The sequence below is a fragment of the Candidatus Pelagibacter sp. PS_17 genome (genome assembly GCF_059417945.1).
Genome location: NZ_CM182073.1, coordinates 334,881 through 355,088, shown reverse-complemented (window position 1 = coordinate 355,088; position 20,208 = coordinate 334,881). Strand labels below are relative to the sequence as shown.

The 20,208-nt window shown below is 30.8% G+C and carries 25 protein-coding genes and 1 riboswitch; of the genes, 11 read left to right on the top strand and 14 right to left on the bottom strand.

Annotation, left to right across the window (positions count from 1 at the left end):
* Nucleotide 1: 1 nt before the first annotated feature.
* From AC5SML_RS01895 to AC5SML_RS01860, 8 genes are all read right to left on the bottom strand, one after another.
* A complete protein-coding gene (locus AC5SML_RS01895; RefSeq protein WP_006997142.1) occupies nt 2-763 on the bottom strand; it encodes an SDR family NAD(P)-dependent oxidoreductase in 762 nt (253 codons plus the stop codon).
* Nucleotides 764-1,864, bottom strand: a complete 1,101-nt coding sequence (locus AC5SML_RS01890) for an ABC transporter ATP-binding protein (RefSeq protein WP_006997143.1) — start codon at nt 1,862-1,864, stop codon at nt 764-766. It lies immediately after the preceding gene.
* A 1-nt stretch (nt 1,865) separates the two neighbouring features.
* Entirely contained in the window at nt 1,866-2,768 is a 903-nt protein-coding gene (locus tag AC5SML_RS01885; protein ID WP_006997144.1) for a carbohydrate ABC transporter permease, read from the bottom strand.
* The gene (locus tag AC5SML_RS01880) at nt 2,758-3,630 is read right to left on the bottom strand and encodes a carbohydrate ABC transporter permease (RefSeq protein ID WP_006997145.1); all 873 of its coding nucleotides are present in this window, start codon (nt 3,628-3,630) and stop codon (nt 2,758-2,760) included. The genes AC5SML_RS01885 and AC5SML_RS01880 overlap by 11 nt, the downstream gene beginning before the upstream one ends.
* Before the next feature lie 63 nt (nt 3,631-3,693).
* Nucleotides 3,694-4,953, bottom strand: a complete 1,260-nt coding sequence (locus AC5SML_RS01875) for an ABC transporter substrate-binding protein (protein ID WP_006997146.1) — start codon at nt 4,951-4,953, stop codon at nt 3,694-3,696.
* A gap of 201 nt (nt 4,954-5,154) precedes the next feature.
* On the bottom strand, nt 5,155-6,057 hold the full coding sequence (locus AC5SML_RS01870) for an ROK family protein (protein WP_011281931.1): 903 nt from the start codon (nt 6,055-6,057) through the stop codon (nt 5,155-5,157).
* A gap of 3 nt (nt 6,058-6,060) precedes the next feature.
* Nucleotides 6,061-6,807 (bottom strand): SDR family NAD(P)-dependent oxidoreductase, encoded by a 747-nt coding sequence (locus AC5SML_RS01865; RefSeq protein WP_494617420.1) that lies wholly within the window; start codon nt 6,805-6,807, stop codon nt 6,061-6,063.
* Nucleotides 6,808-6,852: 45 nt separating this feature from the next.
* Nucleotides 6,853-8,295: an NAD-dependent succinate-semialdehyde dehydrogenase gene (locus AC5SML_RS01860; protein ID WP_011281929.1), complete on the bottom strand. Its 1,443-nt coding sequence runs from the start codon at nt 8,293-8,295 to the stop codon at nt 6,853-6,855.
* A gap of 57 nt (nt 8,296-8,352) precedes the next feature.
* On the opposite strand from AC5SML_RS01860, the gene AC5SML_RS01855 reads away from it, so the two are divergent.
* A complete protein-coding gene (locus AC5SML_RS01855; RefSeq protein WP_236608312.1) occupies nt 8,353-8,715 on the top strand; it encodes a GYD domain-containing protein in 363 nt (120 codons plus the stop codon).
* On the opposite strand, the gene AC5SML_RS01850 is transcribed toward AC5SML_RS01855, so the two are convergent.
* Nucleotides 8,712-9,482 carry a phytanoyl-CoA dioxygenase family protein gene (locus tag AC5SML_RS01850; protein WP_494617419.1) on the bottom strand — a complete coding sequence of 257 codons (771 nt, stop codon included), beginning with the start codon at nt 9,480-9,482 and terminating at the stop codon, nt 8,712-8,714. The genes AC5SML_RS01855 and AC5SML_RS01850 overlap by 4 nt on opposite strands.
* 35 nt (nt 9,483-9,517) lie before the next feature.
* On the opposite strand from AC5SML_RS01850, the gene moaA reads away from it, so the two are divergent.
* From moaA to msrQ, 6 genes are read left to right on the top strand one after another with little or no spacing between them, the layout of a single operon-like run.
* Nucleotides 9,518-10,510 carry a GTP 3',8-cyclase MoaA gene (moaA, locus tag AC5SML_RS01845; RefSeq protein ID WP_011281926.1) on the top strand — a complete coding sequence of 331 codons (993 nt, stop codon included), beginning with the start codon at nt 9,518-9,520 and terminating at the stop codon, nt 10,508-10,510.
* Nucleotides 10,511-11,056 carry a cyclic pyranopterin monophosphate synthase MoaC gene (gene moaC, locus AC5SML_RS01840; RefSeq protein ID WP_011281925.1) on the top strand — a complete coding sequence of 182 codons (546 nt, stop codon included), beginning with the start codon at nt 10,511-10,513 and terminating at the stop codon, nt 11,054-11,056.
* 2 nt (nt 11,057-11,058) lie between these two features.
* Nucleotides 11,059-11,328, top strand: coding sequence for a hypothetical protein (locus AC5SML_RS01835; protein WP_011281924.1), 270 nt, complete (start codon nt 11,059-11,061; stop codon nt 11,326-11,328).
* Entirely contained in the window at nt 11,328-11,771 is a 444-nt protein-coding gene (locus tag AC5SML_RS01830; protein WP_011281923.1) for a molybdopterin synthase catalytic subunit, read from the top strand. Before AC5SML_RS01835 ends, AC5SML_RS01830 begins: the two co-directional genes overlap by 1 nt.
* Nucleotides 11,768-12,673 (top strand): protein-methionine-sulfoxide reductase catalytic subunit MsrP, encoded by a 906-nt coding sequence (gene msrP / locus AC5SML_RS01825; protein WP_011281922.1) that lies wholly within the window; start codon nt 11,768-11,770, stop codon nt 12,671-12,673. The genes AC5SML_RS01830 and msrP overlap by 4 nt, the downstream gene beginning before the upstream one ends.
* Nucleotides 12,674-12,697: 24 nt before the next feature.
* The gene (msrQ, locus tag AC5SML_RS01820) at nt 12,698-13,267 is read left to right on the top strand and encodes a protein-methionine-sulfoxide reductase heme-binding subunit MsrQ (protein WP_011281921.1); all 570 of its coding nucleotides are present in this window, start codon (nt 12,698-12,700) and stop codon (nt 13,265-13,267) included.
* On the opposite strand, the gene AC5SML_RS01815 is transcribed toward msrQ, so the two are convergent.
* Both AC5SML_RS01815 and adh read right to left on the bottom strand, forming a co-directional pair.
* Entirely contained in the window at nt 13,264-13,611 is a 348-nt protein-coding gene (locus AC5SML_RS01815) for a DUF779 domain-containing protein (RefSeq protein WP_006997157.1), read from the bottom strand. The two genes, msrQ and AC5SML_RS01815, sit on opposite strands and share 4 nt — an antisense overlap.
* A 45-nt stretch (nt 13,612-13,656) precedes the next feature.
* Entirely contained in the window at nt 13,657-15,207 is a 1,551-nt protein-coding gene (gene adh, locus AC5SML_RS01810) for an aldehyde dehydrogenase (RefSeq protein WP_011281920.1), read from the bottom strand.
* 297 nt (nt 15,208-15,504) lie between these two features.
* Between adh and AC5SML_RS01805 the strand changes: the two genes are divergently transcribed.
* The gene (locus AC5SML_RS01805; RefSeq protein ID WP_011281919.1) at nt 15,505-15,750 is read left to right on the top strand and encodes a DUF1244 domain-containing protein; all 246 of its coding nucleotides are present in this window, start codon (nt 15,505-15,507) and stop codon (nt 15,748-15,750) included.
* On the opposite strand, the gene AC5SML_RS01800 is transcribed toward AC5SML_RS01805, so the two are convergent.
* A complete protein-coding gene (locus tag AC5SML_RS01800) occupies nt 15,751-16,251 on the bottom strand; it encodes a molybdenum cofactor synthesis domain-containing protein (protein ID WP_011281918.1) in 501 nt (166 codons plus the stop codon). It lies immediately after the preceding gene.
* Nucleotides 16,252-16,269: 18 nt separating this feature from the next.
* Between AC5SML_RS01800 and AC5SML_RS01795 the strand changes: the two genes are divergently transcribed.
* The 3 genes from AC5SML_RS01795 to AC5SML_RS01785 all read left to right on the top strand — a co-directional run bounded on the left by AC5SML_RS01795 (nt 16,270) and on the right by AC5SML_RS01785 (nt 18,706).
* Nucleotides 16,270-17,016: a sulfite exporter TauE/SafE family protein gene (locus AC5SML_RS01795; protein ID WP_011281917.1), complete on the top strand. Its 747-nt coding sequence runs from the start codon at nt 16,270-16,272 to the stop codon at nt 17,014-17,016.
* A gap of 29 nt (nt 17,017-17,045) precedes the next feature.
* Complete coding sequence (locus AC5SML_RS01790; protein WP_494617417.1) at nt 17,046-17,636, top strand: 2OG-Fe(II) oxygenase family protein; 591 nt, start codon at nt 17,046-17,048, stop codon at nt 17,634-17,636.
* 88 nt (nt 17,637-17,724) lie between these two features.
* A riboswitch (SAM riboswitch) is annotated at nt 17,725-17,788 on the top strand.
* Between the two features lie 9 nt (nt 17,789-17,797).
* Entirely contained in the window at nt 17,798-18,706 is a 909-nt protein-coding gene (locus AC5SML_RS01785; protein ID WP_011281915.1) for a homocysteine S-methyltransferase family protein, read from the top strand.
* Here AC5SML_RS01785 and AC5SML_RS01780 read toward each other — a convergent pair.
* A complete protein-coding gene (locus AC5SML_RS01780) occupies nt 18,699-19,586 on the bottom strand; it encodes a DMT family transporter (RefSeq protein ID WP_011281914.1) in 888 nt (295 codons plus the stop codon). The two genes, AC5SML_RS01785 and AC5SML_RS01780, sit on opposite strands and share 8 nt — an antisense overlap.
* Nucleotides 19,583-20,062, bottom strand: a complete 480-nt coding sequence (locus AC5SML_RS01775) for a YbaK/EbsC family protein (protein ID WP_011281913.1) — start codon at nt 20,060-20,062, stop codon at nt 19,583-19,585. Before AC5SML_RS01775 ends, AC5SML_RS01780 begins: the two co-directional genes overlap by 4 nt.
* Nucleotides 20,063-20,208: the final 146 nt, after the last annotated feature.

The window sequence follows — 20,208 nt, the reverse complement described above, 5'->3', positions numbered from 1 at the left end:
ATTATAACCAACCTTTATCGACTACATAATCTTGATTAGTACATCCAGATGAAGCATCAGAACCAAAAAATAGAACTGTTTTAGCTATATCTGAGGGCATTAACTTATGTTTTAAACACTGTTTTTTTAACATATCTGCCTCAGACTCAGGTGTTAACCATTTCTCAACTTGTCTCTCTGTCATCACCCAACCAGGAACTACTGAATTTACTCTTATATCAAACTCACCAAGGTCTCTTGCAAAAGATCTCGTTAAACCCACAACGCCAGATTTAGCAGCAGTATAAGCAGCCATTCCACCTTGTCCAATCATCCATGAAACAGACCCAATATTTATAATGGAGCCACTTTTATTTGCTATCATTGCTTTTTTAACTGACTGAACTGTAAAAAAATAATGTCTTAAATTAATATTCATTCTTTCGTTCCAAAATTCCTCAGTTACTTCATCGATAGAATGTCTCTCATCATTTGCTGCATTATTTACCAAAACATCGATTGCTCCATTATTATCAATAATTTTTGATATAGTATTTTGTAAATCTTTTATATTTAATAGGTCACACTTTATAAAAGTAGGAACAGAAAAATTTTTATTTTTACATTCTAAAACTAATTTATTTGATGCTTTCTCATTTATATCTATAAAATATACTTCTGAACCTTGTTCACAGAAATGCTCTACGATAGAGGCACCAATACCAGAACCGCCTCCAGTTACAAAAACTCTTTTATTTTTTAAATCTTCATAAATAGCTGTCATTTAAATCCTCTTTTTTGAATCTTTATCAAATAAAGAAATTTGAGATGTATCAATATTTAATTTTAATTCTTTATTTATTTCTATATCAAATGTAGATGCAAACTTACCAAGAACTTGTTGTCCAAGATAATCAAACGTTACTATTTGCTCATGACCTGTGTATTCTAAAAGCTCCGACTTTAAATCAATTTCAAAACAATCAGGATTAATTTTATCAAAGTAAATGTGTTCTGGTCTAATTCCTAAATAAGTAGTTAGTTCAGTGTTTTCAAATTTATTTTTAAAAGAGTAGTTCCCAACTGGTATTTTAATACTATCATTTGAACCATTGGGCATAAAAATAATATTATTATCATGTTTCTTTAATTTACCTTCAATCAAATTCATTGATGGAGATCCAATAAAATCTGCAACAAAGACACTTTCAGGTTTATTGTAAATATTTTTAGGTGTATCACATTGTTGAATTAATCCATGATCCATAATTGCAATATTTGTACCTAAGCTCATAGCTTCCGTTTGATCATGTGTAACATAAACTATTGTAGTTCCAAGTTTTTGATGTAGTTTTTTTATTTCTCTTCTCATTTCAACTCTTAATTTTGCATCAAGATTTGATAACGGTTCATCAAATAGAAAAATTTTGGGGTCTCTTACTAACGCTCTACCCATTGCAACCCGTTGACGTTGACCACCAGATAATTGAGATGGTTTTCTATCTAACAGTTGTGTTATTTGTAATAAATTAGAAACATCATTTAATGCTTTTTCTATTTTTTCTTTTGGAGTTTTTCTTTGTTCCAGTCCAAAGGTAACGTTTTTTCTAACAGTCATTGCTGGATAAAGAGCATAAGACTGGAACACTAAAGCAATATCTCTATCACTTGGCTCCATATTATTTACATTATGATCGTCTATCAAAATATCCCCGCTATTGGATGTTTCTAGACCTGCAATTGTATTTAACAATGTAGATTTTCCACACCCAGATGGTCCTAAAAGTACAAGAAATTCACCGTGTTTAATATCTAGATTAATTCCTTTTAAAACTTCAGTTTTTCCAAAGTTTTTATTGATGTCATTAATTTTTAAAGTTGCCATATTATCCTTTCACTGATCCTGCTGTTAGTCCTTTAATAAAATAATTTCCAGCAAGAATATAAACTATTAATGTTGGAACACCTGTAATAATTGCTGCTGCCATATCTACGTTATATCTTTTGACAGCTGTACTTGTTAATACCAAATTATTAAGGGCTACTTGAATTGGTGCTGCTTCCCCAAATGAAAAAGTAGCTCCAAATAAAAAATCATTCCATACTTGTGTGAATTGCCAAATGACAGTTACAACTAGTATAGGAATAGAAATTGGTAGGATAATTTTAAAAAATATTTTAAAGAATCCTGCTCCATCAATTCTTGCAGCTCTTACCATTTCATCTGAAATAGATACATAATAATTTCTGCAGAATAATGTTGTAAAACAAACTCCATATACTACATGAACTAATATTAGCCCACTTATTGAATTTGACATTCCTAGGACACCTAGAGTTCTAGCCATTGGTAATAATATTGCTTGATAGGGTATAAAAGTTCCAAATAAAAATAATAGAAATATATATGAATCTCCTTTAAATCTCCATTTTGTTAAAGCGTAACCGTTAATAGCTCCAAGTAAAGTTGATATTATAACTGCTGGGACTACTAACTTAATAGAATTCCAAAAATAAGGTTTAAGAACAACATCACCTCCTGTAAATCCAGCTCCATCCCAGGCCTGTTTCCAAGCATCAAACTTAATAGATTCTGGTAAAGAAAATAAATTACCCTGTCTAATTTCTGGCATAGTTTTAAATGATGTTACAATCATTACATATAGTGGAGTTAAATAATAAAATACAAAAATTCCTAATATAAAATATAAAATCCATCTATAGATAATATTTTTTCTTTTAGAATTTGCTTCTAATCTATTAAGATTTAATTTTTCTTTATCTTGCATTTTCCCTCTTTAATTCTGAATACAAATACGGCACAACAATTGCAGATACTGTTAAAAACATCATTATCGCACTTGCAGATGCTAGTCCCACTTCACTTCTATGAAAAGCCATAGCAGTCATAAACACTGCGGGCATATCTGATGAAATTCCTGGCCCACCTGAGGTTAGTGCTATAATTAAATCATAACTCTTGATTGATAAATGAACCAAAATTACTATTGCACTCATAAAAACTGGTCTCATCATTGGAAGAATAATTTTACTATAAATTGAAAAAATTCCTGCACCATCTATTTTTGCAGCTTTAATAATTTCATCATCAACCGATCTCAGGCCTGCTAAAAAAATTGCCATAATAAATCCGGAAGATTGCCATACACCGGCTATTACTATCGTGTAGATTGACATTTCTGGTGTTACTAACCAATCAAATTTAAAGGTTTCAAAACCCATATCATTAACAAACTTTTCAATGCCTAGTGTTGGATTTAGAACCCATTTCCAAGCTGTTCCTGTCACTATGAACGATAAAGCCATAGGGTATAAATAAATTGTTCTTAAAAAACCTTCTGCTCTAATCTTTTGGTCCAGTAATATTGAAAGAAGAATTCCAATAGCAATACATAAGATTATAAATAACACTGTAAATATTAGTAAATTTTCAACTGCTACATGCCATCTTGGCATATTCCATAATCTAATATACTGATCTATCCCCCAAATTTCGTACCTTGGTAGCATCTTAGATTTTGTAAAAGAAATATAAATCGTCCAAAAAATAAAACCATACACAAACCAAGATAAAATTCCAAGTGATGGTACTAGAACTAATTTAGGTAAATTTTTTTTTAACCAAAACATATTTTTAATTAGATCTGCGCTATCATTTTTATGAAAGCGCAGATTTTAACGTACTTTTTTTTATTATAGCGAAGCCTTAACTGCTGCAGCTAGTTTTTTAGCAGCATCAGATGAAGACATATTTGAATTGAAATGCTCAGTAACTACATCTTGAATAGCACCTTTTTGTGCAAGTCTTAATGCCATACCGTGAGCAAAACTTGGTAGTAATCCACCCTTAGAACCAGCAGTTTTTAAGTCTGCGTTTGATTTTTTAGCACACATATCAAACTCATCCATAGAAACATCTAATCTTGCAGGTATCGAACCTTTATAGATGTTGAAAACTTTTTGGAAGTTTTTTCCCATCATTAAGCTAGCAAGTAGTTTTTGACCTTCAACTTTATCTTTACCTTTAACTTTGTAGAAAATAAATGAGTCTACATTGTAAAGATATCCATTGTTAGATGGAGTTGGCGCACAGATATAATCTTTTCCTGGTGCCATGTTGTTAGCAGCAAATTCACCTTTTGCCCAATCACCCATGATTTGAAAAGCAGCTTTGCCTTCCATTACCATACCAGTAGCAACGTTCCAGTCTCTACCTGGAGAACCAGCATCAGTGTAACCTTTAAGTTTTCTCATTTGATCAAACACTTTAGTCATAGTTGATCCACCTAACGTAGCAGCATCTAAATCTACAAAAGCTTTTCTGTAGAAATCATTACCACCGACACCAAGAGCTACAGCTTCAAATACTGTTGCATCTTGCCAAGGTTGACTACCATGAGCTAAAGGAATAATTCCATTTGCTTGTAGTTTATCCGCAGCAGCATTAAACTCTGCCCAAGTAGAAGGCATTTTAATACCATTAGAATCTAGAACTTTTTTATTAGCCCAGATCCAGTCAATTCTGTGAATGTTTACAGGTGCAGCACAATACGCTTTACCATCATCACATTTCATATGACTAGCAACTTGCTTACTTAAAAGATTGTCCCAACCCTCTTTTTTTGCAACAGCATCAATGTTGTAAGGTGCAACTACACCCTCTTCATCGTACTCTTGAATTGTAGGACCTTTAATTTGAGCTGCTGCTGGTGCATCGTTAGCAACTATTCTAGCTTTTAGTGTTTGCATTGCTGCATCTCCACCACCACCAGAAACAGGCATGTCTAACCAAACTCCATTTTGTGCAGCAAACTCATCTTGTAATACTTTTAAAGCTTTTGCTTCACCACCACCTGTCCACCAGTGCAATACCTCAGCCTTAGGTGCTGCAAATGAAACACTTGGAGTAAGAGCTAGAGCTATTAAAGCAACTATCAGTTTCTTCATTTTCATTTTATTTTCCTCTTTTTAGTTAATATAATTAATCGATTAATTAATTTAAAAAATTAACTTATTAAAAAAACAAAAAAACCTAAACAAAAAACTTTTTCTACAACCTAAGATTGATTTAATTATTTTTAAATTAAACTATGTTTTCTTTGAATAAAAAATTTTATAAAAAAAATTTTTTCACTTTTTGATAGATATGGAAATTTAATAGCTTGATTTTCTACCTAATCTTGCCGCACCCCTAACTCCACTGGCATCTCCATATTTGGGTTTTAAGAAAACACCTTCATATTCTTTGCCTATAACATATTTTTTAGTTAAGTTTTCTATCTCATCAAAAAAATCTATTTCATTTGTAACACCACCACCAAATATAAAAACATCTGGGTCAAGAATATTAACTATAGTGGCCAAAGACATTGCAAGATTAGTCTTAAATTCCTCTATCATTTTTTCTGCATCTAGTTCATGTCTTCTGTAGAGTTCAAATATTTCATTAGCTTTCAAATTTTTTTTATACTTTTTATTAAATCTTTTAGCTAAACCTAACCCTGATACAAAACTTTCAACCTCTGCATCTCTTAGATTTAATGTCTTAAGCTCCTCTTTTTGGGCAGCCATAAACGGTAGCTGATTATGACCCCATTCCCCAGCAACACCATTAGGACCTGAAACAATCTGTTTATCTATAACCAATCCACCTCCCGCACCAGATCCAAGAATAATTCCATATACAATTTTATAATGTTTGCCAGCACCATCTATTGCTTCAGATAATGCAAAACAATTTCCATCATTTTCACAAAAAACTTCTCTATTTAGAGCTTCACGAAGACTTTTTTGAAAAGGTTGTTTTTCAATCCAAACACAGTTAGGCGCATTTTTAACTAGTCCTGTTTGTGGAGAATGAACGCCTGGATGACATACACCAACTGGTAATGTTTTATTATGTTTTTTTTCTAGCTCAACTACAACATCTTTTATGGTTTGAACTATTGAAAGGTAATCTTTTGGACAGTCTCTTCTACTTCTGTCAACTTCTTCACCGTTATCTTTTAAAATGACACTTTCTATTTTTGTGGCACCAACGTCAAATCCAATTTGCATAACTTAATAAGTTGCTCTTCCACCACTTAAATCAAAAACTGCAGCAGTTGAAAAAGAATTCTCTTCTGCAGCTAACCAAGTAACTAATGACGCTAACTCATCAACTTTAGCAAATCTATTTCTTGGTATTTTGGATAACATATAATTTATATGTTCCTCAGTCATTTGATCGAAAATTCTAGTCTTAGCTGCTGCTGGCGTTACAGCATTAACGGCAATATTTTTATCAGCTAATTCTTTACCTAACGATTTTGTAAGTCCTATAACACCCGCTTTTGCGGTGCTATATGCACTAGCATTCGGATTACCCTCTTTTCCTGCAATAGATGCAATATTTACTATTCTTCCATAATTATTCTTAATCATGTGAGGTGCTATTGCTTTACAGCAATAAAAGACTGAATTTAAATCTAAGTTCATTACTTTTAACCATTCATCATTTGGATAATTCCAAACTTGTGTATTTTTACCGGCCATACCCGCATTATTTACAAAAATATCTACATTTTTTTCTTTAGTACTTAGTTCAATATTTTTTGTTATGTCACCGAAGTTAGTGACATCAACTATTTGATGGCTACATTTTTCAGATGAAAGCTCTTTTAATGCTTCATCAACAGCTTTTTGATCAATATCCCAAATTACAACTTCAGCACCAGATTCTAAAAATCTTTTTGTAATTGCAAAACCAAAACCTTGTGCGCCACCTGTTACTATTGCTCTTCTACCCTTTAAATTATAATTATTCATAAATAAAACTTTTAATTTAGGATTTATTTAATTCAACCTTATTTACTAGCCCTTAATACCCATATGAGTATATTTAACATTTAGATAATCTTTAATTGCGTTAGAGCCACCTTCTCTACCATAGCCAGTTTGTTTTATTCCACCAAATGGAGCTTCTGCAACTGCTACAACACCAGTATTCACACAAGCAATGCCTGCTTCCATTAATTCAGAGGCTCTATAAGCTTTATCCATTGAATTAGTACAAATATAACTACAAAGACCTAAATCATTATCATTTGCTCTTTCAATAACTTCATCAAAAGATTTAAATGACAGCATTGGAACTAATGGCCCAAATGGTTCTTGTTTCATGATCGTAAAGTCATCTTTAACATCATCAAAAACAGTTGGCTCATAATAAAAACCTTTATTAAATCCTGCAGGCCTCTTACCTCCCAATAAAACTTTAGCTCCTTCTTGTTTCGTTTTTTCAACTAGCTCTTCAACTTCATTTAGTCTTTTTTGCGTTGTTAACGGTCCTAGTTGTGTATCTGGATCCATACCATTACCAATCTTAAGTTTTTTAGTTTTTTCAATAAATAAACCAACGAACTCATCTTTTTTACTTTCCTGAATGTAAAATCTATTAGGTGAAATACAAACTTGACCATTATTTCTAAATTTAGCAGCAATAGCTATGTCCGTTGCTTTATTTAAATCAGCATCATCAAATACAATGAAAGGAGAATGACCACTTAACTCCATTGTTACTCTTTGTAATTTATCTGCAGCTTGTTTTAAAATTATTTTACCAACTCTAGTTGAGCCTGTAACTGAGATTTTTTTAATAATATCAGATGAAATTAATTGTGACGCAATTGCAGGTGGATCACCTGACAAAAGATTAACTACACCAGCGGGTATTCCGCATTCCCTACAAATATCGACTAATTCCATAACCACACCTGGTGTAATTGTGTCTGGCTTGATAATTACTGAACAGCCCGCAGCTAATGCTGTAGAAATTTTTCTAGCAGCTAATACAAGTGGAAAATTCCAAGGTGACAAAGCAGCCACTACTCCAATCGGTTGATAATAAACATGCACTCTCGTGTCTTCAAATCTACTTTCTACAATTTGTCCATAAATTCTTTTTGTCTCTTCAGCATTCCATTCAAAAATATCTGCAGCACCATTCGTTTCACCAACACCTTCTGCTAAAGGTTTTCCATTTTCTAAAGTCATCCATTTAGCAAGTACATCTTTTTTTTCTCTTACCATGTCAGCAATTTTTCTAAGCGTATAAGCTCTTTGCCATGGTGGAGTTTTTCTCCAAATAGCTAATCCCTTTTCTGCAGATTTTAATGCTCTATCCACATCAACAGGTGTTGCTTTTGAAGCGTGGCCTAAAACTTCTTCTGTTGCAGGATTGATAACTTTATAAGTTTCCTTGTTAGAAGAGGGCGACCAATTGCCATCGATAAATTGTCCAAATTTTTCGTACATAATTTGCTAAACCTTGAGTTGATTTTTAAAAAATAAATTTTTAAATTTTTAACAAATATGATTAGATCTTACAAATTAATAAAGGAGAAAGTTATGAAAAAATATATTGTAATGGGTAATTATACAGCAAAGGCCTTCCAAGGTTTTATGAAGGACCCTAAGCAAGATAGATCAACTGCGGTAAAAGCATTAACTGAAGCAGTAGGAGGGAAATTTGAATCTTTTTATATTACGAGAGGTCCTTATGATTTCGTTGCTGTCACTTCAGGAGATATGCCTTATGAAAATTTTGCTGGTATAAAATTAGCTGTGGAAGCAAGCGGAACAGTAGAGAATATGGTTATTCTTGAAGAGATGAATATGAATAAAGCTGCCGAGATTGCCGCTAAAGCTATGGCTGGCTACAAACCTGCTGGTTAATTATTTATGTTAACTCTTTCTTCTCTGGCCCAATCTCCTCTATAAATAATTCTAGAATTTTCTTTTGCCATTCTTAGTGTGTATCTATGAATATCTTTTTTGGGTGTGACAGTATTTAATCCTCCATGTAGTGTTCTAATATCAAAATAAATACAGTCACCAACTTCCAGATCCCATTGTAGAAATTCATAATTATCTTTATTTTCTAATATGTTAGGAGTTAATTCATATTTTTTTCCATTAACAATCCCTGGTTCACCATCAACTTCATGGCCGTCATTAAACCGCGTTCTTAGGAATAATTTATCCCATAAATGTGAACCTTTAACCCATGCTATACCATCCTCTTTTTTTATTGGTTCAAGTGGTAACCACAATACACACATAGATCCTTCAAAATCGAAATATGATATATCATGATGAAAAGGTGGTGATGACTTCGACCCAGCTTCCCTGAAAAACCAATTATCCATCACTAAGTTAATCTTTTGTGCTTCTAAAAGTTCTGCTGCAATTTTTGGAGTTGGTGAATTAAATATAAAATCTTTGAATTCTTCATGTAAATTCCAGGTCCAAAAATCCTCATAATATCCTGGTAATTTTTGATCTTTTGTATGATTTACAAATCTTGGACTAGGACTTTCTTTACCTTTTTTGATTCCTTTTTTTAACTTTTCAATCCATGCGTTATCAAATTTACCTTTGATTAAGACAGCTCCGTCTTTTTTAAATAGATCCAGTTCCGATTTGGTAATAATTTTGCTCATATATTATTATTATAATATAATATAATAAATATAAGATGAAATTACTAAGTGATACTTTTGGAAGAAAATTTCCCTACATAAGACTATCGATCACAGACGTCTGTAATTATAAGTGCTCCTACTGCTTGCCACAAGGTTATAAAAAAACGCCTGGAGACACGAGAAGTTTTATGTCTGCTCAAGAAATATCCAGATTAACAAAAGCATTGTCTGAATTAGGTGTTTGTAAAATTAGATTAACTGGTGGAGAACCAACAGTTAGAAAAGACTTTTTTGATATCTTAAAAGATATGAAGCAAAATTCCAATATACCCAAAGTAACAATGACAACTAATGGTTATCGTTTGGACAAAATTGCAGAACAATTATTTGAAGCTGGTTTAGATGGAATAAATATTAGTATTGACAGTTTAAATAGAGAAACTTTTAAAAAACTAACAGGACATGACAGGCTTAATGAAATTTTAGAAGGCATAAAGATTTTACAAAAACTAGATTTTAAAAATATAAAAATTAATGCCGTTTTACTCAAAGGTATTAATGATACCCATGAAGAGTTTAAAAAATTTGGAAATTTCATAAAAGATAACAATATTGATTTTAGATTTATAGAATTGATGCAAACTGGTGATAATTTAGAATATTTTAAAAAAAATCATGTTTCCTCTAAATTATTCAAAGATTATTTAGAGAAAAATAACTGGATACCGCAAACTTATGGGAAAGATGCGGGTCCTTCATTAAATTTTATACATCCAAATTTTAAGGGTAAATTTGGATTAATTGCTCCTTATACTAAAGATTTTTGCCAAACTTGTAATAGATTAAGAGTTACCTCTAGAGGTGATTTAAGATTATGTTTGTTTGGTAATACCGGAATTAGCATCAGGCATTTATTGCAAGATGATGCTCAAAAAGATGAACTTGTAGATCTTATCATAAAACAATTGCATCTTAAAAAAGAGTCACATTATTTAGAACTTGGAGATACTGGAATTACTCCAAATTTATCTAGTACTGGAGGATAAATGGCAAACTTAAAAGTGATAAACGAAGAAAAATTAAAAGACTGGGCTAAAGAAATTTTTAAAAAAAATTCTTTTAACATGATTGATGTTTCATCAAAAAAAGAAACATTTAGAAGAGCGTTAGCTTCTGGTAAAATTTATGTAGGAAAAGAAGTTTTTAATCTAATTAGAAATAAAGAAATGCCTAAAGGTGATCCGATCACTTTAGCTGAAGTTTCAGCAATTTTAGGTGTTAAAAAAACTAGTGAATTAATTCCATTATGTCACCCACTTCCAATAGATCATACTGCAACAAAAATTATCATGCATGAAGATGATAGCTCTTTAGAGGTTTTTTGTGTTGTGTCAGCTGTTGCAAAAACTGGTGTTGAAATGGAAGCTATTATGGGAGTTAATGCTGCATTAATTACAATCTATGATCTTAGTAAAATTGTAAACCCACATCTTAGAATTGATAATGTGAAATTATTAATTAAAGAAGGTGGAAAAAGTGGTCTATGGATCAATCCTGATGGACTACCAGAGTTTTTAAAAGATATTTTTTAAACATGAAAATTAAACTTGAGTTATTTGGAGCAAGTAGAGATTTTAGCAATAAAGATTACTTAGAATTTGATCTTAAAGAAAAAATTGAAATCAAAGATTTAAGAAGAGAAATCATCGATTACTTGGATATTAATTTTAAAGGTAATGAAGATTTTATAAAAATAGTTAAAAGCTCTGCTTTTTGCTCTGAAGATAATAATATTGTTAATGATAATTTTAAAATTACAAAAGATCAAAAAATTGGGATTATACCTCCAATAGGCGGTGGCTGATGTTACATGCAAAAATTATAGATATTGAAAAAAATAAAATAAAAACTTCTGAAGCAGAAGCATTTATCAAATCATCTACATACGGAGCTTCAATTATTTTTACAGGAAATGTAAGAAATATTAATGAAAATAAAGAAGTTATTGGTATAGCTTATGATAGTCATGACGAACTAGTACTAAAAAGTTTTGAAGAAATTTATAAAGAGACTACAGAAAAACTTAAAATTATAGATAAAGCAGTCTTTATAGAGCATATAAAGGGCTATGTGGGGCTTGGAGAAACTAGTATAATTATCGCAGTTGCCTGCAAACATAGAGATGAAGCTTACGTATTATCTAGGTATATAATTGAAGAAATCAAAAAAAGATCACCTATTTGGAAAAAAGAACATTATAAAAATGATGAAAGTGAATGGTTAAAAGGTAATCCTATTAAAAAATGAAAAAATATAAACATTCAGAAATTACACCAGAATTAATTTACAATAAAAGAAGAAAATTTATTAAATCAATTGGGCTTGGTGTTGGTTCAATATCTTTGAGCAGTATACCATTCTTAAACAATGCTTATTCACAAAATAAAACTAAGCTAACATCATATGAAGATATTACGACGTATAACAATTATTATGAATTTGGTACCAGTAAAAGTGATCCTTATAGAAATTCACAAGAATTTATTACTAAACCTTGGAGTGTAACTATTGAGGGGGAAGTAGAAAATCCAGTTACGATTTCAGCTGAAGAAATAATTTCTTTATTTCCTTCGGAAGAAAGAATCTACAAACTAAGGTGTGTTGAGGGTTGGTCAATGGTTATTCCTTGGATGGGATTTTCTCTAAGTAGGTTACTTAGTAAAGTATCTATTAAAAATACTGCAAAATTTGTTGAATTTGAAAGTGTTTATGACCCTGAACAAATGAATGGCCAAAGATACCCTGTTCTAAATTGGCCTTATAGAGAAGGATTAAGAATTGATGAAGCTATGCATCCTATAACAACAGTTGTTACTGGGCTTTATGGAAAAACATTGCCTAATCAAAATGGAGCTCCATTAAGAATTTTTGTTCCTTGGAAGTATGGTTTTAAAAGTGCAAAAGCAATTGTTAAAATAAAATTAGTTGAAAATATGCCTACATCATCTTGGATGAGATCGTCCCCAAGAGAATATGGATTTTATTCAAATGTTAACCCAAATGTTTCTCATCCAAGATGGTCACAAGCAACAGAACGTGTCATAGGTGAAGGTATTTTAGCTCCTAGGATTGAGACTGAAATGTTTAATGGGTATGGTGATGAAGTTGCACATTTATATTCAGGTATGGATTTAAAGAAAAACTTTTAGATACATAAATTTGTTTTATAAAACATGCAGAAATATATAAAAATACCAATTTTCTTTTTTTGTTTACTGCCAATATTAATCATTGTTTATCAAATTATTTTTAATCAATTAGGTCCAGAACCTGTGAAAAAAATAACACATGTAACTGGTGAGTGGACACTTCGTTTTATCATAATAACTCTTGCAATGACTCCTTTACAAAAATTTACTGAATTAAATTTTTGGATTAGCTATAGGAGAATGTTTGGGTTGTTTGTTTTTTTTTATGCATCAGCACACATGATGACATATGTTGGCATAGATTATCGTTTTGATTGGTCTAGTATTGGAGATGATATTATAAAAAAAAAATTTATATTTGCTGGATTTTTAGCTTGGCTTTTATTAGTGCCACTTGCTCTTACTTCATCTAAACGAATGATAAGGTTGTTGAGAGATAAATGGAAAAAACTACACAAGCTTGTTTATATAATTTCTTTATTAGGAATTATTCACTACTTATGGTTAGTTAAAGTAGTTACAGTTGAACCCTTAATCTATCTTATTATTATAGTAATTTTACTTACACTAAGAGTTAAAATGAAATTTAATTAATTAATTGATTTTTTTTCAGGAACGCAAATCTCAGATCTTGTTAAAAATCTTCTGCCAGTTCCATTGTCTAAAGAAAACATTCCACCCATACCTTGAATGCAATCAATAATTAAATCTGTATTTTTCCATGCTTCATGTTGAGTTTCACTTATGTAAAAAGGAATACCACCAATTTTTCCAACTAAAACATCGTCATCACTTACTAAAAATTCTTTAACAGGGTAACACATTGGAGCACTTCCATCACAACATCCACCAGATTGATGAAAGAGTAATTCTTTACCATGATCTTTCTTTAGATCTTCAATTAGTTCTAAAGCTGAAGGGGTTGCTGAAACTTTCATAGTTATATGGCCTGTAGTTTAATACAGGCCATTATAATATATCTGTTAAAAGAAGCCTAATTTTTTCTCACTGTAAGACACGTGTAAGTTTTTCACCTGTCTATAATGATTAAGCATCATTTTATGTGTTTCTCTACCGATTCCAGATTGTTTGTATCCTCCAAAAGCAGCATGAGCTGGATAAGCATGGTAACAGTTAGTCCAAACTCTACCAGCCTGGATTCCTCTTCCCATTCTATAAGCAATATTCCCATTTCTAGTCCAAACACCTGCTCCTAAACCATAAAGAGTATCATTAGCTATTTCTAATGCATGAGCTTCATCTTTAAATTTAGTAACAGATACAACTGGTCCAAAAATTTCTTCTTGGAAAACTCTCATAGAGTTATTGCCTTCAAAAATAGTAGGTTGGATATAATTTCCTTTTTCCAAACCACTGTTTAAGTTAGCAACTTCACCACCACATAGAACTTTGGCACCTTCTTTCTTACCTAAATCTAAGTAAGATTTTATTTTTTCCATTTGTTCTAATGATACTTGAGCACCAATCATAGTTTCCATTTTTAGAGGATTGTCCTGCTTGACTGCTTTCGTTCTAGCAACTGCTCTTTCCATGAACTTATCATAGATAGATTCTTGGATTAACACTCTACTAGGACAAGTACAAACTTCACCCTGATTAAGAGTAAACATTGCAAAACCTTCAAGACATTTATCAAAGAAATCATCATCTTGATCCATAACATCTTCAAAGAAAACATTTGGAGATTTTCCACCTAATTCTAAAGTTATTGGAATTAAGTTTTGTGATGCATATTGCATGATCAAACGTCCAGTTGTAGTCTCACCTGTAAAAGCAATCTTTCTAATTCTTTTAGAAGAAGCTAATGGTTTACCTGCTTCAAGACCAAAACCACTTACAACATTAACAACTCCTGGAGGCAATAAGTCTCCAATAAGTTCCATTAATAGTAAGATTGATGCAGGTGTTTGTTCAGCTGGTTTTAAAACTACACAGTTACCTGCAGCAAGTGCTGGTGCAAGTTTCCATGTTGCCATTAATAATGGAAAGTTCCATGGTATAATCTGTCCAACTACACCAAGTGGTTCAGGTATATGATAAGAATATTCACTATTACTTATCTCTGAAACCGAACCTTCTTCTGCCCTGATTACTCCAGCAAAATATCTCCAATGATCAACAACTAATGGTAAGTCAGCTGCCATACACTCTCTAATTGGTTTTCCATTATCTAAACATTCAGCAGTAGCTAATAGTTCTAGATTTTTTTCAATAACATCAGCTATTTTAAGTAGCATGTTAGATCTTTCAGTTATTGATGTAACTCCCCAAGTAGGAAAAGCAGCATGTGCAGCATCTAATGCAGCCTCAACATCTTTTGCATCTGACCTTGGAACGGAACATATAACTTCATTATTGATTGGACTTACGTTGTCAAAATATTTACCTGATTTTGGTTCAACGAATTTTCCTCCTATAAAATTTCCATATTTTTCTTTAAATGGAAATTTGACATTTAAGTGAGACGTATCTAGTAACGGAGATCGTCCACCTTTTACTGTTTCTGTGCTCATTTTTATCCTCTCTCTTTTATTATTATTCTTAAGCTTATTTTTTTTGATTGGTTTGTGTAACTTCTTTTTAGTCACACTCTTTTTAACTTTTTTAATAATTTTAGATTTTTTTTTAACTTTAGGTTTTGACTTTTTGGCTGTTTTCTTTTTTTTACCAGCCATCTTTTTTTTAATAGCCATAAAATATTTAAACAAAAAAAGATGATAATATCTATATTTTAAACATTAATTTTTCTACTTAAGATTGAATACAGCCTACATCTTGTGCTTAATTGAAATGTGTCTAATATTTTAATTATGAGAGAAGATAAAAAACAAGAATTACAGTCTGCTACATTTGAAAGATTGCTCAAACATCTAGATAAACGAAAAGATGTTCAAAATATAGATATTATGAACCTTGCTGGCTTTTGCAGAAACTGTTTATCAAAATGGTATCGAGAAGAAGCAGAGAAAAAAGGTATTGAAATTTCAGACTTAGATGCACGTGAGCATGTTTATGGTATGCCTTATTCTGAGTGGAAAGAAAAATATCAAAAATAATTATTTTTCCTTAAGTCTTGGAAATAGTTCTACAAAATTACAAGGTTTATGATTTATATCTAACTGATGTTTTAAAATTCCATCCCAGGCATCCGTTACTCCCCCTGAAGAACCTGGCAAAGCAAATACATATTTGCCATTAGCTAGTACTGCACAAGCCCTAGATTGAATGGTCGATGTACCAACTGTTTTTAAACTTATTGTTCTAAACACCTCTCCAAAACCTGGTATATGTTTGTCAGCTATCTCGTTTACTGCCTCTGGTGTAATATCTCGACCTGTAAGCCCAGTGCCCCCTGTTGTAATTACAACATCTATTTCAGATTGATTAATCCAATCTTTAAGGATTTTAATAATGTCATCTTTGTTATCTTTACAAATTTTTCTATCTATTAATTTATGTTTAGCCTCCTCTATTTTTTTTACTAAGATCGCACCAGACTTATCGTTCTCAAAAGTTCTGGTGTCCGTAACAGTTAAAAGTGCTATATTTACAATCATAAATTTAAAATAATTTTCATGATTATATTATCATTTTTATTTCTTCTAACAGCAACTTTATATTCAAGTGTTGGCTTTGGTGGTGGCTCTACCTATCTAGCCCTTCTATTAATTTGGGATATTCCTTACTTGATCTTTCCTGTAATTGCTCTCTTTTGTAATATTATTGTCGTATCAGGAAATTGTATAAATTATATTAAAGCTGGAAATATCAATTTTAAGATCCTTACCCCATATTTGATATCATCTGTGCCACTTGCATTCATAGGAGGATCTTTATCAGTAGATAAAGAAATTTTTGAAATTTTACTTTTTTTAGTCTTAGCACTAGCAGGAGTTCTACTTCTCATGAAATTTCAATCTTTTGATCAAAAAATTGAAGTTTATAAAAAGATACCAAAAATATTATCAATATTAATTGGTGCATCTATTGGATTTGTGTCTGGTGTAGTTGGAATTGGTGGTGGAATTTTCTTAAGCCCTATATTGTTATTAATTAGAGTAGATAAAGCAAAAAACATTGCAACAGCAGCATCATTATTCATACTGATTAATTCTTTATCAGGACTTGCTGGCCAATTTACAAAGGCATCAACAATAAATGGAATTTATGATTATTGGCCATTATTTTTTTTTGTTTTAATAGGCGGCCAGCTTGGAAACTATTTAAATCTTAAAATTTTTCCTGCAAGAATATTAGCTCTAGTGACATCAGGACTTGTCATATTTGTCGCTATTCGAATGGGACTGAAGTTGTTTGCATAACAGAAGTATTAAATTATTATAGAAAGATTATGAAAATATTTAGAGCATTTGGACCCACTATAGGAAAAACAAAGTTATCCAAAAAAATTATTACTATATTAAATAATCACATTGATAAGTCTCAATTATCTAAAAAAAATGATTATAGCTCTAAACTTGCAAGTCAAATTAGGAATGAAATTAAGATACCCAAAACTTTAATTAATAAGAGTTTGTCTAAAGAATTACTAAAAAATATTAAAGTTTACCTTGATAAGTCAGGCGTTAAAAAAATTAAAGAAATTAAGATAATAAATCTATGGGTGGTTAGGCAATTAAAAAATGAATATAATCCAATTCATTATCATGAAGGACAACTGTCAGGTGTTGGATATCTTAAAATCCCAAAAGATATGAATCAAAATAAATTAGTTAAGAATAAAAAGATTAAAACTAATGGAACTATTGATTTTATTAATGGTCAAAAAAACTTTTTAAGTAAAAGTATCTATAATTTAAACCCTAAATTAGGAGACCTATTGATTTTTCCAAATTATTTAATGCACACAGCTTATCCATTTAACGTTGATGGTGAGAGAAGATCCTTCTCATTTAATGCTAAAATATTATTCAAGAAGTGATTTACTAATCAGTCTAATAGATATATAAATATTTTACCGATTTGATCCATATTGCAGGTGCTAACTGCTAAAAAGGAAATCATTATATAATTGGTAAAGGTAGTTGAACTGTATTGTGCACCTTGCATAGAGCTAAAGCACTAAAAAAGTAAGGAATAAAAATGGATATTAATTTTTTTAAAACAACACGAATTTTAGATGGTGGTATGGGACAAGAATTGTTAGCTCGTGGTATGAAGCCAAACGGCACATTGTGGAGTGCAAATGCTGTTTTAAAAGAAGAATACCATCAACTCTTACTAGACACACATTTAGACTTTATTAAAGCGGGTGCTGAAGTTATTGTTACAGCAACCTTTACTACTAGACGAATAAGATTACGTGATAATAAAATTGAAGATAAGTTTGAATACTTAAACAAAAAAGCTGGTGAAATAGCTCAGAAAGCTAAAGAACAACATCCTAACGTGTTAATTGCAGGCGGTCTTCCACCTCAATATTTAACATACGAAGAAGATACAAGACCAGATGATGAAATTAAGCAAAATTTTTATGATCAAGCAAAATTATTAGATCCTTATATTGATTTTTTTTACTTAGATGTTTTGTCTAGTGTAAAAGAGTTTAAATTAGCAATTGAAGCAATTGAAGAATTTAATAAGCCATACTTAATAGGTGCTCACATTTCTGAAGGAATAAATCTTCCAAGTGGTGAAAAAATATCAGATATTATTAACAATATTAAACATAATAATTTACTAGGATTAATTTTATCCTGTGTTTCACCTGAAAACTTTTATGAAAATTTAGAAGAAGTAAAAAATTTAGGTGTTCCGTTTGGATTTAAGCTTAATGCTTTTGTGACAACTAATCCTAAAGATGGTTATACTAATAGTTATAATGTCAGTAAAACTGGTAACCCAAATGAATTTTTGGGTCAAAGAAAAGATTTAACACCCGAATTGATGGCAAATTTTGTTAAAAAATTTAAAAATGCTGGTGCTACTATTTTAGGTGGATGTTGCGAAACAAGACCATCTCATATTAAAGAAATGGTTCAGTTTAAGTAGTTTTTTTTTGATCTGCTTTTTTAACAAAGTAAATTCCAACAACAACTGCTAATAAAGATAATAAAATTTTAGGTGTTATTATTTCTTTTAAAAAAATATAACTCAATATAGTACCGAATATTGGAATTAAGTAAGAGACTTGTGATTGAAATATAAGACCATTATCTTTTAGAATTTTAAATCTTAGCAACCAAGCAACACCTGTTGAAACCATTCCTAAATAAACTACTGATATTGTAGATTCAATGCTTGGAATTGAATTCCATGGTTTTTCAATAAAATAAACAAATGGTATTAAAATTAGGATAGCCCAAATTAATATAGAGCCTGTTACATTTTCATTTTTTTTCTTACTAATTTTAAGAGTTAAAACTCCTCCAATAACATAACAAGTTGACCCAAGCAATATTAATAACGCAGAAATAAAATTACTATCATTTATTAATAAATTATCTGAAAACAAATAAATAATACCTGAAAAACCAATTAGTATTCCAAAAGTTTTAACTAAATTGAACTTTTCATTTTTTGTATAAAAGTGACCCAATATTGTTGAACTCAAGGGTGTTGTTGACATTAAGATTGCTGCCAAATTACTTTGTACAGATTTTACACCGTAAGCTATTAAGAAAAAAGGTAATACCAAATTGACAAATCCTATTATAGCAAACCAATACCAATCTTTGGAAAATGCTTCAATCTTAATTTTTTTATAAAAGCATAATAATAATACTGGAATTGATCCAAAAAAAACTCTCAAGAATGCAATTGTAATTGGTCCAAAAGATTCTGTTGCAATTTTGATATTAAAAAAAGCTGATGCCCATATTAAAGCTAAAACTACTAATAATGTATAATCAATTAATCTAGGTTGTCTCATTCAATTATATCTTCAACTTTTCCATTCGTAATCTTTTGAATATCGTTATAGTTTGTTTTAAATACACAGTTTGGATGTCCTGCTGCAGCAAACAATTCATTAAACCTTTCTAAAGAATTGTCTATTATAATTTCAATTCTCTCTAAATGCCCAACAGGTGAGACACCCCCTATTGTATAGCCCGTTTGTGTCTTAACTTCTTCTGGTGATGCCATTGAAATATCTTTTTTATCTTTAACTTTTTTTAGTTTATTTAATGAACACCTCTTATCGCCTGCTACTAAGCATAATATAAAAGTATTTTCCGCTTTAAATAATAAGCTTTTGACAATTGCACCTACATCACAAGCTAAAGCTGTTGCTGCATCCTGTGCTGTTCTTGCTGAATTTTCTAAAACTATTACCTCTAAGGATTGGTCAAAGTTTTTAAGAAATTTTTCAGCTCTTTTAACAGGTTCTTTATCTAATAAGCTCATATTTCAACTAATAATTGATTGATAATTTAACAAATAATGTTGTAATTCATATGTAAAAAACGCATAGGTGATATTTATTATTCAAGCAATATTATTAAAGAAACATTTGTTATTAATTGACCACAAAATTTAAAAAAGGAGAAACT

What these genes read in the sequence shown, in the direction of transcription:
- AC5SML_RS01895 (WP_006997142.1), bottom strand. Translation starts at nt 763, where the DNA reads ATGACAGCTATTTATGAAGATTTAAAAAATAAAAGAGTTTTTGTAACT.
- AC5SML_RS01890 (WP_006997143.1), bottom strand. Translation starts at nt 1,864, where the DNA reads ATGGCAACTTTAAAAATTAATGACATCAATAAAAACTTTGGAAAAACT.
- AC5SML_RS01885 (WP_006997144.1), bottom strand. Translation starts at nt 2,768, where the DNA reads ATGCAAGATAAAGAAAAATTAAATCTTAATAGATTAGAAGCAAATTCT.
- AC5SML_RS01880 (WP_006997145.1), bottom strand. Translation starts at nt 3,630, where the DNA reads ATGTTTTGGTTAAAAAAAAATTTACCTAAATTAGTTCTAGTACCATCA.
- AC5SML_RS01875 (WP_006997146.1), bottom strand. Translation starts at nt 4,953, where the DNA reads ATGAAAATGAAGAAACTGATAGTTGCTTTAATAGCTCTAGCTCTTACT.
- AC5SML_RS01870 (WP_011281931.1), bottom strand. Translation starts at nt 6,057, where the DNA reads ATGCAAATTGGATTTGACGTTGGTGCCACAAAAATAGAAAGTGTCATT.
- AC5SML_RS01865 (WP_494617420.1), bottom strand. Translation starts at nt 6,807, where the DNA reads ATGAATAATTATAATTTAAAGGGTAGAAGAGCAATAGTAACAGGTGGC.
- AC5SML_RS01860 (WP_011281929.1), bottom strand. Translation starts at nt 8,295, where the DNA reads ATGTACGAAAAATTTGGACAATTTATCGATGGCAATTGGTCGCCCTCT.
- AC5SML_RS01855 (WP_236608312.1), top strand. Translation starts at nt 8,353, where the DNA reads ATGATTAGATCTTACAAATTAATAAAGGAGAAAGTTATGAAAAAATAT.
- AC5SML_RS01850 (WP_494617419.1), bottom strand. Translation starts at nt 9,482, where the DNA reads ATGAGCAAAATTATTACCAAATCGGAACTGGATCTATTTAAAAAAGAC.
- moaA (WP_011281926.1), top strand. Translation starts at nt 9,518, where the DNA reads ATGAAATTACTAAGTGATACTTTTGGAAGAAAATTTCCCTACATAAGA.
- moaC (WP_011281925.1), top strand. Translation starts at nt 10,511, where the DNA reads ATGGCAAACTTAAAAGTGATAAACGAAGAAAAATTAAAAGACTGGGCT.
- AC5SML_RS01835 (WP_011281924.1), top strand. Translation starts at nt 11,059, where the DNA reads ATGAAAATTAAACTTGAGTTATTTGGAGCAAGTAGAGATTTTAGCAAT.
- AC5SML_RS01830 (WP_011281923.1), top strand. Translation starts at nt 11,328, where the DNA reads ATGTTACATGCAAAAATTATAGATATTGAAAAAAATAAAATAAAAACT.
- msrP (WP_011281922.1), top strand. Translation starts at nt 11,768, where the DNA reads ATGAAAAAATATAAACATTCAGAAATTACACCAGAATTAATTTACAAT.
- msrQ (WP_011281921.1), top strand. Translation starts at nt 12,698, where the DNA reads ATGCAGAAATATATAAAAATACCAATTTTCTTTTTTTGTTTACTGCCA.
- AC5SML_RS01815 (WP_006997157.1), bottom strand. Translation starts at nt 13,611, where the DNA reads ATGAAAGTTTCAGCAACCCCTTCAGCTTTAGAACTAATTGAAGATCTA.
- adh (WP_011281920.1), bottom strand. Translation starts at nt 15,207, where the DNA reads ATGAGCACAGAAACAGTAAAAGGTGGACGATCTCCGTTACTAGATACG.
- AC5SML_RS01805 (WP_011281919.1), top strand. Translation starts at nt 15,505, where the DNA reads ATGAGAGAAGATAAAAAACAAGAATTACAGTCTGCTACATTTGAAAGA.
- AC5SML_RS01800 (WP_011281918.1), bottom strand. Translation starts at nt 16,251, where the DNA reads ATGATTGTAAATATAGCACTTTTAACTGTTACGGACACCAGAACTTTT.
- AC5SML_RS01795 (WP_011281917.1), top strand. Translation starts at nt 16,270, where the DNA reads ATGATTATATTATCATTTTTATTTCTTCTAACAGCAACTTTATATTCA.
- AC5SML_RS01790 (WP_494617417.1), top strand. Translation starts at nt 17,046, where the DNA reads ATGAAAATATTTAGAGCATTTGGACCCACTATAGGAAAAACAAAGTTA.
- AC5SML_RS01785 (WP_011281915.1), top strand. Translation starts at nt 17,798, where the DNA reads ATGGATATTAATTTTTTTAAAACAACACGAATTTTAGATGGTGGTATG.
- AC5SML_RS01780 (WP_011281914.1), bottom strand. Translation starts at nt 19,586, where the DNA reads ATGAGACAACCTAGATTAATTGATTATACATTATTAGTAGTTTTAGCT.
- AC5SML_RS01775 (WP_011281913.1), bottom strand. Translation starts at nt 20,062, where the DNA reads ATGAGCTTATTAGATAAAGAACCTGTTAAAAGAGCTGAAAAATTTCTT.